Here is an 18509-nt window from a genome sequence, read left to right on the forward strand (position 1 = left end):
ATTTCAGGCCGTTGGTGCAGCCGAGCATCGCAGCAAAACGCAGAAGAAGCGATCCCTGTTTGAGCGGTTTCGAAGAAACCGCGAGTTTGGGATCGCGCTGCGTTTTGCGAGAAGCGCAGGGAACCCGCGCAGCGGGCAAACCATTGGCCTGAAATCCGGCCACACACTCCCGTCTGCCCAAACAACAATCAATCAGCCCTTTGCTTTAGACTTCATCTTCGCACTACGCCGCAACCGGGACCCAAGCCGCCGCGCCAGTTCGCCAAACATTTCTGTCTGCGTCGGGTGCGGGTGTATCGCGTGACCCACCTGCTCCAGCGTCATATTCCCGGACACCATCATCACTGCCTCGCCAATCAGCGTATCCGCATGATCCGCCAGCAAGTGCACACCAATGATACGTTGCGTCTTTTTGTCCGCCACGATCTTGATCATGCCGTGCAGTTCGTTGTTGATCATGGCCTTGGCGTCGATGCTCATCGGCACCCTGGCTTCCACGGCATCGATGCCCTTCGCTTTGGCCTGGTCGACAGACAGGCCAACGAACGCTGCCTCGGGGCGGGTAAAGATCACGCCACAGTCCTTGTCCTGGTCGTACTTCATGTCTTCGCCAAGGATGGTGGCGGCAGCCACACGGCCCTGTTGCGCGGCGGTGTGCGCCAGCATCAACCCACCGATCACGTCACCGATGGCAAAGATATGCGGCACGCTGGTACGGCAGCGCGCATCGGCCTTGATGATGCTGTGTTCGCTGGCCACGCCGGCCTTGTCCAGCTCCAGTCCGTCCAGTACCGGGCGCTTGCCGGTCCCCATGATGACGTAATCGACCTTGATGGTGTGGGCCTTGCCGTCGCTGTCCTTGTATTTAACGGTGACGGCGCCGGCCTTGCCGCTGATCCTGTCGATCTGCACCGAGGTATGCACGGTCAGGCGTGGATCGTCGTTGAGTACGCCGGTCAGGTGTCTGGCAATTTCCGGTTCCACTTCGGCAAGGATGCGGTCTTTGGCTTCCAGCAGCGTGACGTTGGTGCCGAAGTCCTGGAAGATCTGCGCCATTTCCAGGCCGATGGCGCCGCCGCCGATAACGACCAGTTTCTTCGGCTGCTGCTCCAGTTGCCAGACGGTATCGGAAGTGAGTACCCCACCACCTTCGACCAGCCCTTCCACGGCGCCGGGAATCGGCGGCACGAAAGGCGGTGCGCCGGTGGCAATCACGGCACAGCCAAAGGTGATGGTTTCACCGCTCGGCTTGTCGGCATTCACGGCGCGGGTATGCGGATCATCCTGGTTGCCGGAAGTATCGACAAACACCGTGTGCTCGTCGACGAAGCGACCAAAGCCCTGGATGTATTTGATCTTCACACCCTTGTCGGTTTTCAGCGCCATGTCGCCACGGGTTTCCAGCACCTTGCGGCGCGTGGCTTCCAGCGCCTTCCAGTCCAGCTTCGGCTTGCCCGGGGTGATACCGAGGTGAGCATCGTGCAGGCGGTCACGGATACGGTCCGCGGCAGCGCGCCAGGCTTTCGAGGGAATACAGCCACGCCACAGGCATTCGCCGCCCGGCAACGGGGAATCGTTGATCATCGCCACCTTGAGACCATGCGCGACAAGATCACGGGCGCAGTCTTCACCGCCGGGACCACCGCCAACCACCACCACGTCGTAATCCCAGTTACCTTCCGGGATAGCAGGACCACTCGGGCCCATCCAGCTGTCGGGCTGTTCGATGAGTTCTTTCAGGGCATTGAGGTACAACGCCACTTCGGCGCCATTGACCACGCGGTGGTCGGCGGTAATGGTAAACGGACTGCCCTGTTCGGTGTTGGCGGAAATGGCGAGAATGGCCGCGATACCCGGCGTGGCGATGGCGTCGAAATGGCTGACGCCGAACATACCCATGTTGGAGATCTGGAAGGTTGAACCGCTGTATTCTTCCGGTTTCAGGCGGCGCTTGCGGGCACGCTCGACCAGGTCTTTCCAGTCTTCACCGAGTTCATCCAGTTCGCGGCTTTCACAATTACGCAGCACCGGCACCACCAGGCCGCCACCATCGGCGGACACGGCCATGCCGATATCGACGTTACTGCGTTCGATCAGCTTGTCCTGCGGCTGGTAGCACCAGTTCATTTTCGGGTACTGCTGCATGGCCATGGCGCAGGCCCTGGCGATAGCAACCGTCACCGAGGCGCCCTGCGCCCTGGATGCCTTGATCAGGGCACCGAGTTTGATATGCGCCGTCACGTGGAAGGTCGGCATGCTCAGCGAGGATGTCATGGCATCGCTGATGGCCTTTTCCAGCTTGTTCATGGGTCGGCCGTTACCCGGCACGTCGACCTGCGGGAAGCCCGCGGCCGGTGCGGCGGCCGGCTGCGCGGACTGCACATCGGCAGCGACAATCACGCCACCCGGGCCAGTCCCGCCCAGCCTGCCCAGGTCGATACCCCGCGCACCGGCAATGGCACGCGCGTAAGGTGTGGCTGCACGACCTTGCGGGCGCGGGGCAGGCGTACCGCCTGCCGGAATAACGGGAGGTGAAACGGGTGTGGCAAGTGCAGTCGCAGCAGCTTCTCCGCCCGCTGCTGCGGCGGAAGCAGATTCAGTTTTTACAGCAGTGACAGGCACCGCTTCTTCATTCACCACCTTGTCCGCAGTCTCGACCAGATAGGCCAGCGGTTCACCAACGGGAACTGTGGCGTCAACCGCTACGCGCGGGCCGGACAGGTAGCCGTCACGGAACACTTCCACGTCCATGATGGCCTTGTCGGTCTCGACCTGGGCGACAATATCGCCACGTTCGATCTTGTCACCGATGTCTTTTTCCCAGCTGACCAGTACACCTTCGGTCATGGTGTCCGACAACTGCGGCATGATAATGGTGTGTGTGGCGCCCTCCGGTGCGACAGCTTCGGCAGGGGCCGGTTCAGTTTCCGCCGCCGATCCTGCTGCAGTGGATTCCTGCGCGGCAGGTTTAGCCGTTGCTTCAGGTTCAGACGCTGCTGCAACCGGGGCCTCACCGCCTGTATTCACTTCATCCGCACTGGCCACCAGGTAAGCCACAGGCTCCCCCACCGGTACAGTGGCATCGACCGGCGCCAGCGGTCCGGACAGGTAACCGTCACGAAACACTTCCACGTCCATGATGGCCTTGTCGGTCTCGACCGTGGCCACGATATCGCCACGCTCAACCTTGTCGCCGACGTTCTTCTCCCAGCTGACGACCACACCTTCGGTCATGGTGTCGGACAACTGGGGCATTTTGATTACATAGGGTTCAGCCATTATTTACCAACCATCTTCCGGGCAGCCGCAACCACATCGTCGGGGCCGGGGATAGCCGCCTTCTCCAGCGTGTGGTTGTAGGGAACCGGCACATTGACCGCCGATACGCGCTGTGGCGCCGCGTCGAGTTCAAAGAAGCATGCTTCATTGATAATCGCCATCACTTCTGCGCCAACACCCACCGGCGGCTCGGCTTCTTCAACGATAATGGCGCGATGGGTCTTGCGCACGGAAGCAGCAATACCCACCCGGTCCAGCGGGGACAGGGCATACAGGTCGACCACCTCGGCTTCGATACCGAACTGCTTCGACAAGGTCTCTGCCGCCTGCAGGCACCAGTGCACGGAAATGTTGTAACCGAACAGCGTCAGGTCGCGTCCCTCGCGTACCACCTCGGAACCTTCCAGCGGGTGAAAATATTCCTCGTCAGGCACTTCGCCCTTCATGTTGTACATCAGTTCGTGTTCGTTGATATACACCGGGTCATCGCAACGTACAGCGGATTTCAGCAAGCCATAGGCCTGTTTCGGCGTGCTCGGCGTTACCACGCGCAGACCGGCAATACCCATGAACACTTTCTCCATACGCGCGGAATGCTGTGCACCCAGCTGATGCGCGGTACCGCCGGCAGAACGCATGACAATCGGTGCCGTCAGCTGGCCACCTGACATGTAACGCACCTTGGCGGCCGAGTTGAACAACTGGTCCATCGCCAGCCAGGCAAAGTTCACTGACATGATTTCGATAATCGGGCGTACGCCGAGGAAGGACGCACCGATGCCCAGACCGGTGTAACCGTTCTCGGAAATCGGTGTATCGATGACGCGCTCCGGGCCATACTTTTCATACAGGCCCTTGGTCGCCTTGTAGGTACCGCCGGCAACACCGATATCTTCACCCATGCAGATCACCATGGGATCACGTTCCATTTCTTCATCGTGGGCGCGACGGATCGCTTCCCAGTACATTATCTCAGCCATCAGCGGCCACCTCCCAGCACCCAGGGGTCATTCTCCGCCAGGCAATACTTCTCCAGTTCCTCGACACGCGGCTCGGGTGAAGCCTCGGCGAATGCAATAATCTCGTCCTCGATCTGGTCGAGAATCTCCGTATCCATTGCCTTGTAGTCGTCCCTGCTGATCTCACCGGCCTCGATCAGACGGTCGCGCAGCAGGATGATGGGATCACGCTTCGACCACATGCGCTCTTCGTCTTTTGAACGGTAGGCATTGGAATCGGACATGGAGTGGCCACGATAACGGTAGGTCATCAGTTCGAGGAAGTAAGGCCCCTTGCCGGAACGCACATGGTCGACAGCCTTCTTCGCTGCCTTGTAAACCGCCTCGATATCCTGGCCGTCAGCCTGTGCGGAAGGAATATCGTAACCGGAAACACGCTTGTACTGGTCGATGACCGCCGTGGAACGGTCGATACGCGTGCCAATACCGTACAGGTTGTTCTCACACACGTACAGCACCGGCAGGCTCCACACCCTGGCCATGTTCAGTGATTCGTGGAACGTGCCCTGGTTGTTGGCGGCATCACCGAGGAAACAGATCGAGATCTGGTCCGTACCCTTCATTTTGATCGCCTTGGCCATACCGGCCGCCAGCGGGAAGGGCCCGCCGACCAGCGCATAGCCACCCATAAAATGGTGTTCGACGTCGAAGATATGCATGGAACCGCCCCGCCCCCTGGAGGAGCCGGTTTCCTTGCCATACAACTCGGCCATGACCTTTTTCGGGTCCGCACCGCATTTGATGGCGTGAATATGGTCCCGGTAGCCGGTAATCACATAGTCATCACCCGGCCGTGCAGCTTCCAGCACACCGTGGGCGCAGGCTTCTTCACCTGAGTACAGGTGCAGAAATCCGCCAATTTTTCGTTCGACGTACGCTTCGTAGCAGCGCTCCTCAAAGCGCCGCGCAAACAACATTTCGCGCAGCAGCCGTTTTTTGTCGGCAACGTTCATGAGGCTCCTTGCAGTCCCGAGACCCGGTTGGTCTCGTCAATGAATTGAAAGTATTGATATTTTCCCGAGTTTTCCGCATGCTCCAACAACGCTGTCCGGCCACGCTGCCACGCTCGGCACGGTCTGCATAAAGCAACCGCTACCCGGCAAAAACCGAGCGCGATATGATCTGTGTTTTGCCCTCCAAGGTCAAGGCGAAAAATGCCGCGAACGGCGGCAAAAGCGTCGGAAAATCAACGGAAAACAACCGGAATACGCACATTATGAACTTGACAATCCAGCGCCCGGACGATTGGCACCTGCACGTACGGGACGGTGACGCCCTGCGTGCAGTGATTGCCCACACCGCGAAGCAGTTCGCTCGCGCCATCATTATGCCCAATCTCAAGCCACCGGTAACCGACACCGATGCCGCGCTCGCCTACCGCCAGCGCATTCTCGATGCACTGCCCGCCGGCAGTGACTTCGAACCGCTGATGACCCTGTACCTCACTGACAGGACTTCACCCGACACCATACGCGCCGCGCAGGACAGTGGTGCGGTGAAAGCCGTCAAGTACTATCCGGCTGGCGCGACAACCAACTCCGACGCCGGCGTGACCCGACTTGAAAACACCTGGCCTGCGCTGGAAGCCCTGCAGGAGGCCGGCATGCCGCTACTGGTGCACGGCGAAGTGACCGATCCCGATGTGGACATCTTTGATCGCGAAGCCGTGTTCATCGAGCAAGTGCTGGAACCGATCGTGAAACGCTTCCCCGCGCTGAAAATTGTTCTCGAACACATTACCACGCAGCAGGGCATAGATTTCGTCACCGGCATGCCGGACAACATCGCCGGCACCCTCACCGCTCACCACCTGCTGCTCAACCGCAATGCCCTGTTTGTCGGCGGCATCCGCCCGCACAACTATTGTCTGCCGATCCTCAAGCGTGAGCAACATCGTGAAGCGCTGGTGGAAGCCGCCACCAGCGGTAACCCGAAATTCTTTCTCGGCACCGACAGTGCCCCACACCCGCAACAGGCCAAGGAAAGTGCCTGTGGCTGCGCCGGTCTGTATACCGCACACGCAGCAATCGAGCTCTATGCAGAAGCTTTCGAGCGGGCCGGTGCACTGGACAGGCTGGAAGCCTTCGCCAGCCACTTTGGGGCGGATTTCTACGGCCTGCCACGTAATGAAGACACCATTACGTTAACCAGGGAAGACTGGACGGTACCGGATTATTATCCGATGGGTAAGGACAAACTCATTCCCATGCGGGCGGGCGGGGTTCTGCACTGGAAACTGCCGAGCTGATCGTTGTTATGGCTACAAAAGGTGCTCTCATTTCGTCACGGGGCGGTGGTATTTCTTGCCGGTAACGGTTTGCCCGCTACGCGGGTTCCCTGCGCTTCTCGGTCTGTTGCGCGCTCGCTAAACTCGCCATCCACGCTGTCGCGCGGACGGCGCAGGGAACCCGCGTAGCGGGCAAACCGTTGAACCGGAAAAGCCGTCCCCGACCAGCCAACATCCTGCAACGCACAGCCCTCCAAACCCCGAAAAGTTCACCCCAACCAACCCCTTCCGGTATGCTTGTCGAATGTCCGATGAAAACGCCAGCGCAAAACTCGCCAACCGCTTCCGCGGTTTCCTGCCCGTCGTTGTCGACGTTGAAACCGCCGGCTTCAACGCCAAACGCGATGCCTTGCTGGAAATCGCCGCCGTCATTCTCGACTATGACGAAGCGGGGAAGCTGTGCCCGGTGGAAACCCACGCCTGCCACGTGGAACCCTTCCCCGGCGCCAACCTGGACGAAAAATCACTGGAATTTACCGGTATCGACCCCTACCACCCGTTCCGCATGGCAAAACCCGAAACCCAGGCACTGGGTGAAATTTTCCCGCCAATACGCAAGGCCGTTAAAGAAGCCGCCTGCACGCGCGCGATCCTGGTGGGACACAACCCGTCTTTCGACCTGGGGTTCGTGAACGCCGCCGCTGAGCGCTGCAAGATCAAACGTAATCCCTTCCACCCTTTCAGCAGTTTCGACACGGCTTCACTGGCCGGCCTTGCCTTCGGTCAGACCGTACTGGCGCGCGCCGCACTTGCCGCCGGGATGGAATGGGACCAGGAACAGGCGCATTCGGCAAAATACGATGCTGAACGCACCGCCGAACTGTTCTGCATTATCGTCAATAAATGGGATGAATTTACCGGGCAATAAACCTCCGCCCTATCATGACCGGGCGAAGGTTATGCCGGGGTCTTCGTTTACTTTCCGGTAACAATCGACCATCCCGGTGTAGCCGGCAGACGTGGCAGCTTCTGTTCGGGGAACTCGCCGGTCAATGCATTCAGGAAAGCCTCGATATCCGCAACCTTCGCATCGTCGAGGTCTGCATTCAACTGCACCCTGGCCATCACCCGGATGGCCTCAGCCAGCGTGGCAACCGAGCCGTTATGGAAATACGGCGCCGTCAGCGCCACATTGCGCAGCGTCGGCACCTTGAACAGGTGCATATCCGCCTTGTTACCTGTCACTTCAAAGCGACCCTTGTCTTCCATGAAGCCATACTTTTTTACATAGTCACTGTCCGCAAAAGTTGGAAACTTCATGAAGAAGCCGGTACCGGCGGGCATTGACGGCCCATTGAAAGCCGGCCCGGAATGACAACTGGCACAACCTGTGTCGGCAAACGCCTGCATGCCACGTTGCTGCTGCGCCGTCAGGGCTGTCTTGTCACCCTTTACGAAACGATCATAGGGACTGCCCGGCGTAATCATGGTGCGTTCAAACGCGGCAACCGCTTTGGCAGCGTTGTCTACCGTCATCGGGTTTTTGTCACCGAAAGCGCGTTCGAAGTAGCGCTTGTAACCCGGTATGGCGCGTACCCGGTTCATGGCTTTCTCAAGGTCGCTCATACCCATTTCAACCGGGTTGACCACCGGTCCCTTGGCCTGATCTTCCAGGCTTGCCGCACGACCGTCCCAGAACTGCGAAGAGGCAAAAGCAGCATTCCATACTGTCGGTGCACTGCGACCGCCAGTCTTGCCGTGCACGCCCATGGAAAAATCACGATTGTCATCGCCGCCCAGCATCAGGTTATGGCAGGAGTTGCACGATACCGTACCGGTTTTTGAAAAGCGTGGATCAAAGTACAGCATGCGGCCAAGCTCGACCTTTTCCGCAGTGGTTGGATTGTCTGCCGGCTCGGGCGCCTTGTCCGGCAAGGCTTGCCAGTCCGCAGCCGAGGCCACACCCGCAAACAGGACTGGAACAAGCAACAACTGGATGAACCTGATACATTTTAACATATGACATACTCCCTGAACCTGTGTTCATTTCCACGAAATCGCACTATTATCTCACATCAGGGGATTTCACACGCAAGCAAAAAGGTAGACGCATGGCTATGCTTCCTGAAAAAGACCAGCAAATCATCGAAGCCCACACCGGCCTGATACACCGTGTTGTAATCGGCTGCCAGAACAAGGATATGGTGCCGGACCTCGATGAAATCCTGAAACAGGCCGAACAGAATGGCTGGCTGCAACTGGTGGCTGCAATCCGCAAGATACTTGCCGGATCACGGGACATGGCCCTGCTCAATAACCTGGATGAAGAAGATGCGGCCATTGTCGGCTCGATCCTGCGCGGCCTGCAGAACCCGGAAACACTCCCCGACCTCAACAAGGGGATAGACGGCGCCATGGCGGCACCCGGTCTCGCCGCCATGATCAATGGCGCCCGTACCGGCAACATGGAAACCCTGCAACTGCTTGGCACCATGGCCCAGCAAATGATGCGGGCCGGCGGGGACATGGCTCGCCTGGCCGGCATACTGCGCCCCCTGGTGCAGGGGGTACGGGACGCAGAAGAACTGACAGAAGGCATGAGTGACGAGGGCGAGAAGCTGGTGCTGGGGATTCTTGCGGAACTGGAAAAACTGGACCAGCGTCACTGACCCTTCTGCGGGCAGGGGCACCACCAGGGTGTTGAATGTTCTGGATTCCGGCCTGCGCCGGAATGACGATTTCGAATTAATCAGGGCTCCCTTAAAAATCATTTAAATTCCACGCACTATGTGCCGCTAACGGGGCCAGTACGATCTTGTAACCTGTCACCAGGATCCCGTTATGCCACAAATCTTCATTCACAAACTGATGACCCGGGATGTTGCACTGCTCTCCCCGGAAACACCGCTGCAAACCGTGATAAACACGATGCAATCAAAGCGCCATTCCTGCGCAGTGCTGGGTGAGAACGGTATCCCGACAGGCATCATCACGGAACGCGACCTGGTTAGTGTTCTGGAGCGCATCCTCGATATGCCCGGCCTGACCCGTGAACCTGCTTCAAATTTCATGTCTGCCCCGCCCTGCATGATGCATGAAGATCAGACACTTTTTGATGCCCTGGTGATTGCACGGACTGACGGTGTTCGCCATTTCCCTGTCGTAAACAACGAACAGAAACTGGTTGGCCTGATTACCCAGACCGATCTCGCGCAGGCGCACTTTCATGTTATCGAACAACAACAACAGGTCATCGAGCGGGCCATTCTTGAACGTACAGAACAATTAACCGCCGCCAACGCAGAACTACGATCGCTTTCGCTGGAGGATGGCTTGCTGAACATTGGCAACCGGCGCGCCATGGAAGTAGACCTGGAGCACACCCATGCGCGCGCACTCCGCTATGGCCAGACCTACACTGCCGTATTACTGGATGTTGATTTCTTCAAGGCCTTTAACGACCACTATGGCCATCTGGCCGGAGACGAAGCGCTGAAACAAGTCGCTTCAATTGTGAAATCCTCCATTCGCAAATCAGACCGGGTATACCGTTACGGTGGAGAAGAACTGTTATTGCTGCTGCCGGACACCATGCCAGGTGGTGGAGAAATTCTCGTACAACGCATCCTGAAGCAGCTGCAGGATGCTTCCATTACACATTGCAAGAGTCCTTATGACGTACTCACCATGAGCGCCGGCATATCCCGCTACAATCCCGATCAGCAGGTACCGGCGTCAGAAGACTGGCGCGATGTGGTGAATGCCGCTGACCAACGGCTGTACCAGGCAAAAGAAGCCGGGCGTAACCGTATTGCCTGACGGGACATGGACACGTCGAAGTCACGGACGACAGAAAGGAGCTGAAAGATGAAACGAACCACGACCTCAACCTGCCGGTGCTGGTTAGCCGGTCTCCTGCTGACGCTACTGCCGGGCCTGGCACTGGCTTCCGCCGATGCCATGCACCCGCAGAACTTTACCAGCCACTGGGGCGGCTGGCTGGCTGTTGGTATTTTCGTCCTCGCCTATGCGCTGGTCATCGGCGAAGAAGCGTTACACCTGCGCAAGTCCAAACCCACCATGGTCGCAGCCGGTTTCATCTGGCTTATTGTGGCACTGCTCTATATGCAGGCTGGCGACACCCATACCGCCGAGCTTGCAGTTCGACATAACCTGGAAGAGTTCGGCGAACTGTTCCTGTTCCTGCTCGCCGCCATGACCTATATCAACACCATGGAAGAGCGCGGGGTTTTTGATGCCCTCCGCGCCTGGCTGGTTGGACGTGGATTTTCACTGCGCAGGATATTCTGGATTACCGGAGCGCTGGCCTTTGTCATATCCCCGGTAGCCGACAATCTGACAACTGCCCTGCTCATGGCAACTGTGGTCATGGCGGTAGGCGGTTCCGACCACCGCTTTGTTGCCGTGGCCTGCGTCAATATTGTGGTTGCCGCCAATGCCGGTGGCGCCTTCAGCCCGTTCGGCGACATCACCACATTGATGGTGTGGCAGAAAGGCATCGTACAGTTCCAGGAGTTCTTCGCCTTATTTGTACCTTCACTGGTCAACTGGCTGGTTCCGGCTGTCATTCTTGGCATGACAGTCCCGGGTACCGCACCACAGGCGCACCACGAGGCCGTTGAACTCAGGTACGGCGCCTGGGTCGTGGTCGGCCTTTTCATACTGACAATCAGCATGGCGGTTTCCGCTCACAACTTCCTGCACCTGCCGCCGGTGCTGGGCATGATGACCGGTCTGGGCTTCCTTAAATTTTACGGCTACTACCTCAAGAAACGTACGCAACCCGAACCCGTGGAGGCCCTCTCCGGGGAATCGATGGAAATCGAGGGCAAACCCTCGACAGATGCCGGTTTTAACATCTTCAAATCCCTGGAACGCGCCGAATGGGACACACTGATGTTCTTCTATGGCATCATTTTGTGTGTTGGCGGACTCGGTACAATCGGTTACCTCGCCGTCGGTTCACAACTGATGTACGGTGACCTGGGCGCCACACAGGCCAACATACTGGTCGGAATCCTGTCTGCCATTGTTGATAACATTCCGGTGATGTTTGCCGTGCTGGCGATGGAACCGTCCATGGACCAGGGTCAGTGGCTACTGGTGACGCTCACAGCCGGTGTAGGTGGCTCACTGTTATCGATCGGCTCCGCAGCCGGTGTTGCCGTTATGGGCCAGGCACGCGGCATCTACACTTTCTTTGCGCACATGAAATGGAGCTGGGCCATTGCGCTCGGTTACGCTGCCAGCATCTGGGCACACTTCCTGATCAATGCGAAACTGTTTACAGCAGGCTGAATACTGAAACGAATGGCACTAAGTTAAGCCTTAAATCCCGTCATTCCCGCGCAGGCGGGAATCCAGAAAGCCTGATCCAACCGCCTGGATCCCGGCCTGCGCCGGGATGACGGTGGTGATTTCGACTTAACTTAGTGCCATTCGATACTGAAACAACTTGAGAATCAGGAAGATTTTTTGACTGCTTCCTGCAACAGGGGCTTTAGCTCACCCTTCTGGAACATTTCCAGGGTAATATCGTGACCACCGATCAACTCACCATTGACATACACCTGCGGGAACGTAGGCCAGTTGGCAAAGCGTGGCAGGTTCTCGAAAATTTCCGGGTCCGCCAGTACGTTGACATGGCCAAACTCAACCTCACAGGCCTGCAGCACCTGCGCTGTACGGGCGGAATAACCACAGCTCGGCAGCTGGGGCGTACCTTTCAGAAAGACGACAATCGGCTGACTGTCAACAGCCTGCTGTATGCGTTCCATTACATCCATGGTTACTACCTCTCGATTCTGGATTCATTCGACTGACGGACAATTGTACGCAGCCGGGAGAGCCTGAAAAAGCCTTTTTTAAAGGGGTTTTGAATACCTTGTGTCAACCGGCTGTATCGACATTGCGCTGCAACCACAACTCCAGGGCAGCAAGGTGCCACAGTTTGCTGCCCTGCAGCCGGGTAAACTGCTGTTCCGGGTTCTCCAGCAGTAATTGCACATAACTCTCGCGATACAGTCCACGCTCACGGCAGGCACGCGATGTCAGAATGTCGCGCATGAATTCAAGGAACGGCCCACTGATATATTTCAGCGCAGGCACGGGGAAATAGGCCTTGGGCCGATCAATCACTGCGTCCGGGATCAGGCCTCGCGCGATCTTCTTGAGTGGGTACTTGCCGTTGTCACGGAGTTTCAGTTCCGCAGGCATGCGCGCTACCAGTTCGACCAGTTGCTGATCGAGGAACGGAACACGCGCCTCCAGCCCCCACGCCATGGTCATGTTGTCAACGCGCTTCACCGGGTCATCGACAATCAATGTCGTGACATCGAAGTGCAGCACCTTGTTCAGGTACTCGCTCGTGTTAACGGCTTTCAGACGCTCCTCAACCAGCGCCCCGGTATAGTCCGGACCCGCGTACTTCGGGGCCACCATTTGCAGATACTCCTGGTGATCGCGATCGAAGTAGAAGGGACGAAAACGCTCAATATCAGAGCCACGTGCCGCGTGCATGCGTGGATACCAGAAGTACCCGGCAAATACCTCGTCGGCACCCTGTCCGCTCTGTACCACCTTGACGTGCTGTGACACCTTTTCCGACAGTAGAAAGAATGCCACGGCATCCTGACCCACCATGGGCTCGGCCATCTGGTCGATGGCTTCCGGCAACCGGTCGAGGACCTCATGGTTCGGCACATGAATCTTGTGATGCTGTGTACCATAACGTTCGGCTACTGCATCTGAAAACTCGAACTCATTACCACGCTCGTCCACATGATCCTCAAACCCCACAGAGAACGTCAGCAGATCATTGCCACCTTCCCTTGCCAACAGCGCAACCAGCAGGCTGCTGTCCAGCCCGCCTGACAACAGCACACCAACCGGCACATCGGCGATCACCCGGCGCCGACGTACGGCTTCCAGCAGGGCTGTGCGGGTTGCTTCAAGCCACTCGCCCTCACTGAGTGGCTGATCGGGCGGCGAGGCATCGAGTTGCCAGTAGGCCGACAGACGCTCCTTGCCCTTCGCATCAATGACCAGCAGATGCGCGGGCGGCAACTTGCGAATCCCCTTCAACAGGGTACGCGGTGCCGGCACCACGGCGTGCAGGGTAAAGTGGTGGTGCAGGGCGACACTGTCAAAGCCGGTATCGACGCCGCCGGCAGACAACAGGGCCTGGGTACTGGATGCAAAGCGGAAACTGTTGCGCGTGTGGCGGTAATAGAACGGCTTGATACCAAATCGATCACGTGCCGCCAGCAACTGTTGGCGCCGGCTGTCCCAGATAGCCAGCGCGAACATACCGTGCAGACGGGAAACAAAGCCCTCACCCCAGTGCGCATAGGCCTTGAGCACCACCTCGGTATCACCGTCGCTGACAAACTGTACGCCCTCACGAACCAGTTCGGCGCGCAGTTCACGGTAGTTATAGATCGCCCCGTTAAAGACCAGCGAAAGGCCGGACGCTTCATCAACCCAGGGCTGATTCGATGCATCAGACAGGTCGATAACCGACAGCCGGCGATGCCCCAGCGACACAGGTCCTTTCAGGTAACGCCCTTCATGGTCAGGCCCACGCCGTTCCAGCCGGGACAGCATACGCGTCACAACCCCGGCGTCAGGGGCCTTGCCATCAAAACGGAGTTCACCGCAGATTCCACACATAAGCTGAACTGTACCAGATGCCGGGGAGATTCATCATCCCGGGGAACAGAAAACAGGACTGACGGATGTTCAGGAAGGATCTTTTATGTGTCGCACCAGTGACAAGGGCTTGTTCTGCACCCGCTTGCTCACCGACCTGCTAACGTCCTTGCAACTCATGTGCACAACAACGCGGTTACGCCCGCTGGCCTTGGCCTCGTAAAGCGCCTTGTCTGCTGCACGCATCAGCCGCGACAACGAGCCCTCCCCGGCATGTCCGGAACAACAGCTGATGCCGGCACTTACCGTCATCGGGATACTCACGCCCTGATAGTTTGCGGGCGTCTCACTCACCAGTTCGCGTATTTTCCCGGCCAGTGCCACGCTCCCCCCGGGATCCTTCGCCACATTCAGAATCAGGAATTCTTCACCGCCGATGCGGAACAGGTAATCATTGGCACGGGAATTATGTTTTAGCAGGCGTGAGAAATGCACCAGCACCGCATCACCACCCAGGTGACCGTGCTCATCATTAATCGCCTTGAAAAAATCCAGGTCGAGAAGTATTGCTGTCAAATAGCGACCATCGCGCTCGACCTGGGCAAACAGACCGGGCGTGATTTCCTGCAGATAACGTCGATTGTACATACCCGTCAGACTGTCAGTAATTGCTGTTTCCTGAAGCTTCCTGTGCGCTTTTTTGACCTTGGCCTTTTCCCGCCGCAAGGCGTCAAGCACGTCAGCAAAACGGTTCAGCAACTGGTCCAGCTCGGTTCGTGATTCACTTCGGTTCAGCACCGGCAAGCGACCATGCACCATGGCCTCGGTTGCCTCCATGAGCTGCGCAAACGGCCGCCGGAAGTTCCGTATCATCAACCAGCCGAGCAGCAGAACTGTCAAACCTCCCAGCAGAGAGAACGCGTAGGCCCAGTTCCGGTAGCGATTAAGCATCTGCAGCAAATGCGTTTCTGATGCAGCAAACCACAAGCGCGGCATATTGCTTTCAGCACCCTGCAGCTCGACTTCCCGCAAATGGAAGGAACGCTCGCCATCGGCGATCATCTGTTTATTTGTGTCAATCAGGAAGCCCCGAAAGTCCGGATTACTGCTCCACAATATGCGCCCACCGGATTCAAAAAATATCAGGTAATCTTCAGACTTGCTTTCCTGCCGCCTTAACCAGTCGTTCCCGAGGAGACGTGCCACGGCACTGGTTGCAAGGGTCTGCCCCTGGTACACGACTGGCTGCGTAGCGACCAGGACCGGACCTTCAGAGGAAAGAAACAGGAACTGTTCGCGTACACTGGCACCGCCCCGTTTACGCAACACATTCACCACGTCCTTGTATTTTTCGCCATACAACACATCGCCACTACTGGAAACCAGCACATGCGCGTCTGTCGGCAATGAGCTGAACTGGCGGTCATAATATGACGCCAGCGCTTCCCTGCTGGCACCAATCTCTATAATAATGTACAGGTATTCCTGCAGACGCAGGTCATTGGCGATAATATCCGTGTAGCTCAGTAACTCCTCACCCTCCAGGCGAACGCTCTCCTGCTTGCGTATGGCAGCATGGCGGAGGTGTTCATGTGAGCCGGAAACAACAATATCCGTTGCCGTCCGGAAGGACAGCAGCATCATCCCTGTGAGTAACACGATCAGCATCCCTACATATAAAAATATACGGGATGTGTAATTCATGGATCGTGTGCTTGTGCGCTCTTCAAGGGAAGCAGGTTGTACTTTGTGGCAACCCGACGGAACGCAGGACCGGTTTGCACTTCGTGAATGATAGTCAGCACATCAGCCGAGGGATGACCATCGGTTACCGCCGACAACTCCCGGTAGAACGGATACTTTTTAAGTCGCAGGTTTTCGGGTGTTGGCATGAACCCGTTGACACTCAGCACCTTGAGTCGGCTGTCAGGGCCAAATTCCCAGGTTGAGCCAATATGCCCGAATGAACTCCTGAAATCACTGATGCGCTGCACCATGTCGGCGGCACTCTTGACGTTCAGCCGCTGCTGACGGAACAGCTTTGCATCAGGCAGTATTGTCTTCCAGTGCCCCGGACGCTTCTTGCAGTGCAGGCGTGCCACCAGCACGATGGGTTCATCCGCCCCGCCCAGCTCCTTCCAGTTGATGACATCACCGCGCATAACAGCCCGAACCTGTTCCTCGCTGATATCGTTGATCGGATTTGCCTGGTTTACAACAATGTAGACAGGCTCCAGCGCAATCGGATACACCTTGAGCTTCTTGCTGGAGACCTCTTCGTCACTCAGCGGGCAACAGACAAAACCGAAGGTTTCGTTATCCGGACTGTTCTGTAGTGCACTCTTGATACCGGCATTACATCCCATACCCAGCGTGGAATTTCTACCGTGCAATTTGATATCGCGACCCGACACCTTTTCCAGGTCGGCCTTGAGGCTGTCAAAAATGACCCAGGCAAAATGTGCCCCGGCACCGGTAATGGCCTTGTCCGCCTCCGCATAAAGATTTTCGACAGGTGTTATCCCTGCTACGAGGATCCCGGCACAGATACCGAGCCACTTCTTCAACATTCTCATCTCAGCTCCAGATTTTATGAAATCATCACACTTACGGGATTTATGGATCCAGTGTGCAACATATTGAATATCTTGCTCCGATTCATTAACGGCAAAGCGTCAAAAATCTGAACCAGTTCACAAAACCTGTTAACTTAAACTATAACCAATTGTTATATATTGATTTATTCTATACAGCGCAAATCTATATAAAGCGACTAACACCATAGCCCCCACCCCCCGGGCTATGAATTTCCAGCCGGTCACCCGCTTCTACGTTGATGGCAACCTTGGGCCCCAGGGACTTGCCGTTGAGCAAATTTTTACCCACAGCACCGGACTGGCCACCCGACAGGCCCCAGGGCGCGTGAATCCGCCGCTCGGTCAACAGGGTCACTTCAGCCTGGGCCAGAAATTCATATTCCCGGATGAGCCCGTCACCCCCTCGCACCTGGCCCATTCCACCGGAGCCGTTGCGCAACGCGTAACGCCGGATACGCAGCGGGTAAGCTGACTCCAGGACTTCGATCGGCGTATTCAGGGTATTGGTCATATGTGTCTGCACACCGCTCAGGCCACCGCCGGCCATGCCTGCCCCCATGCCACCACCAATGGTTTCATAATAGTCCCAGCCCTCGTCCAGGCGTGACCCCATCGCCAGGTTGTTCATGGTGCCCTGACTCGCGGCCGCCACGCGCTGTGGAACCACCTGCGCCAGTGCACCCAGCACAAGATCCACCAACCGGCTGCTGGTTTCCACATTACCGGCAGCGACAGCCGCTGGTGCGCAGGCATTCACAAGACTGCCTTGTGGTGCATAAATGTCTATTGAACGAAAACTCCCCGCACAGGCCGGAGTGCGTTCATCCATCAGGCAGCGGAATACATAAAACACGGCGGCAGCAGCAACCGACAACGGGCAGTTGATATTCCCTTCGACCTGGCCGGCGGTACCGGTAAAGTCCACCCGCACTTTGCCACCGCGAATCGCCAGCAATACCTGTAATTTGATGTCCCGGTTACCCTGGCCATCATCGTCCATATAATCGGTAAAACGGTATTCGCCATCCGGCAGCCCGGACAATGCTTCCTGTGCCATGCGTTCACCATAGGCGTTGATTTCCGCCAGCCCGGATAGCCAGTGCGCGATACCGCCCGCCGAAACCAGTTCCCTGACCCGGCTGACACCGACGCGATTGGCACTGATCTGGGCGGAAAAATCTCCTTCGGTCACTGTCGCGTTATGGGTAGCTGCGATAATTCCATCGAGTACGGCGGCTTTTGTTTCACCGCCCTCGACCAGCAGGCCCGGTGGAATCAGCAATCCCTCATCCTCCAGGCGCGAACCTATCGGCATGGACCCGGGGCTGTCTGCACCAATATCCGCATGGTGCGCACGATTGGCCACAAACCCCGCACAAAGCCCTTCGGCAAACACGGGGGCAACCAGTGTCACATCCGGCAAATGGGTACCGCCCCGAAACGGATCGTTCACCACCAGCATGTCGCCTTCTTTCCAGTCGCGACACTTCACGAGGTCGCGCATGGCATAGGCCATGCTGCCAAGGTGCACAGGGATATGCGCCGCCTGCGCGCAAAGCTCACCCTGCGGATCAAAAACGGCGCAGGAATAATCCAGGCGGTCGCGGATATTCGGTGAAAAGGCCGCCTGTTGCAGCACTGCGCCCATTTCACGGCACACCGCCTCGATGCGGCTGGCAAACAGCCCCAGTTCTATACTGTCCATGGTTCGCTATT

14 protein-coding genes are annotated in these 18509 nt (G+C 57.4%); 5 read left to right on the top strand and 9 right to left on the bottom strand.

Annotation, left to right across the window (positions count from 1 at the left end; all coding sequences use genetic code 11):
* Positions 1 to 192 precede the first annotated feature (192 nt).
* From ACW81B_RS10240 to pdhA, 3 genes are read right to left on the bottom strand one after another with little or no spacing between them, the layout of a single operon-like run.
* Entirely contained in the window at positions 193 to 3279 is a 3087-nt protein-coding gene (locus tag ACW81B_RS10240; protein ID WP_491580130.1) for an FAD-dependent oxidoreductase, read from the bottom strand.
* Positions 3279 to 4259 carry an alpha-ketoacid dehydrogenase subunit beta gene (locus ACW81B_RS10245; RefSeq protein ID WP_491580131.1) on the bottom strand — a complete coding sequence of 327 codons (981 nt, stop codon included), beginning with the start codon at positions 4257 to 4259 and terminating at the stop codon, positions 3279 to 3281. Before ACW81B_RS10245 ends, ACW81B_RS10240 begins: the two co-directional genes overlap by 1 nt.
* The gene (pdhA, locus tag ACW81B_RS10250) at positions 4259 to 5251 is read right to left on the bottom strand and encodes a pyruvate dehydrogenase (acetyl-transferring) E1 component subunit alpha (RefSeq protein WP_491580132.1); all 993 of its coding nucleotides are present in this window, start codon (positions 5249 to 5251) and stop codon (positions 4259 to 4261) included. Before pdhA ends, ACW81B_RS10245 begins: the two co-directional genes overlap by 1 nt.
* 263 nt (positions 5252 to 5514) lie before the next feature.
* Here pdhA and pyrC point away from each other — a divergent pair, with 263 nt between their 5' ends.
* The gene (gene pyrC / locus ACW81B_RS10255; protein WP_491580133.1) at positions 5515 to 6546 is read left to right on the top strand and encodes a dihydroorotase; all 1032 of its coding nucleotides are present in this window, start codon (positions 5515 to 5517) and stop codon (positions 6544 to 6546) included.
* A 283-nt stretch (positions 6547 to 6829) separates the two neighbouring features.
* The gene (gene rnt / locus ACW81B_RS10260; protein ID WP_491580134.1) at positions 6830 to 7453 is read left to right on the top strand and encodes a ribonuclease T; all 624 of its coding nucleotides are present in this window, start codon (positions 6830 to 6832) and stop codon (positions 7451 to 7453) included.
* A gap of 47 nt (positions 7454 to 7500) precedes the next feature.
* On the opposite strand, the gene ACW81B_RS10265 is transcribed toward rnt, so the two are convergent.
* Positions 7501 to 8544: a cytochrome-c peroxidase gene (locus tag ACW81B_RS10265; RefSeq protein WP_491580135.1), complete on the bottom strand. Its 1044-nt coding sequence runs from the start codon at positions 8542 to 8544 to the stop codon at positions 7501 to 7503.
* A 92-nt stretch (positions 8545 to 8636) separates the two neighbouring features.
* Between ACW81B_RS10265 and ACW81B_RS10270 the strand changes: the two genes are divergently transcribed.
* The 3 genes from ACW81B_RS10270 (at position 8637) to nhaD (ending at position 11844) form a co-directional block, all read left to right on the top strand.
* Positions 8637 to 9194, top strand: a complete 558-nt coding sequence (locus ACW81B_RS10270; RefSeq protein ID WP_491580136.1) for a hypothetical protein — start codon at positions 8637 to 8639, stop codon at positions 9192 to 9194.
* Positions 9195 to 9366: 172 nt separating this feature from the next.
* Positions 9367 to 10344, top strand: coding sequence for a diguanylate cyclase (locus tag ACW81B_RS10275; RefSeq protein WP_491580137.1), 978 nt, complete (start codon positions 9367 to 9369; stop codon positions 10342 to 10344).
* Positions 10345 to 10392: 48 nt separating this feature from the next.
* Positions 10393 to 11844 (top strand): sodium:proton antiporter NhaD, encoded by a 1452-nt coding sequence (gene nhaD, locus ACW81B_RS10280; RefSeq protein WP_491580138.1) that lies wholly within the window; start codon positions 10393 to 10395, stop codon positions 11842 to 11844.
* Between the two features lie 164 nt (positions 11845 to 12008).
* On the opposite strand, the gene grxD is transcribed toward nhaD, so the two are convergent.
* From grxD to ACW81B_RS10305, 5 genes are all read right to left on the bottom strand, one after another.
* Positions 12009 to 12332 (bottom strand): Grx4 family monothiol glutaredoxin, encoded by a 324-nt coding sequence (gene grxD / locus ACW81B_RS10285; RefSeq protein ID WP_491580139.1) that lies wholly within the window; start codon positions 12330 to 12332, stop codon positions 12009 to 12011.
* A 103-nt stretch (positions 12333 to 12435) separates the two neighbouring features.
* Entirely contained in the window at positions 12436 to 14217 is a 1782-nt protein-coding gene (locus ACW81B_RS10290) for an N-acetylglutaminylglutamine amidotransferase (protein ID WP_491580140.1), read from the bottom strand.
* 69 nt (positions 14218 to 14286) lie between these two features.
* Complete coding sequence (locus tag ACW81B_RS10295) at positions 14287 to 15855, bottom strand: GGDEF domain-containing protein (RefSeq protein ID WP_491580141.1); 1569 nt, start codon at positions 15853 to 15855, stop codon at positions 14287 to 14289.
* A 41-nt stretch (positions 15856 to 15896) separates the two neighbouring features.
* Positions 15897 to 16766 carry a substrate-binding domain-containing protein gene (locus tag ACW81B_RS10300; RefSeq protein WP_491580142.1) on the bottom strand — a complete coding sequence of 290 codons (870 nt, stop codon included), beginning with the start codon at positions 16764 to 16766 and terminating at the stop codon, positions 15897 to 15899.
* A 190-nt stretch (positions 16767 to 16956) separates the two neighbouring features.
* Positions 16957 to 18498, bottom strand: a complete 1542-nt coding sequence (locus tag ACW81B_RS10305) for a hydantoinase B/oxoprolinase family protein (RefSeq protein WP_491580143.1) — start codon at positions 18496 to 18498, stop codon at positions 16957 to 16959.
* Positions 18499 to 18509: the final 11 nt, after the last annotated feature.

The organism is Thiogranum sp. (genome assembly GCF_058323355.1).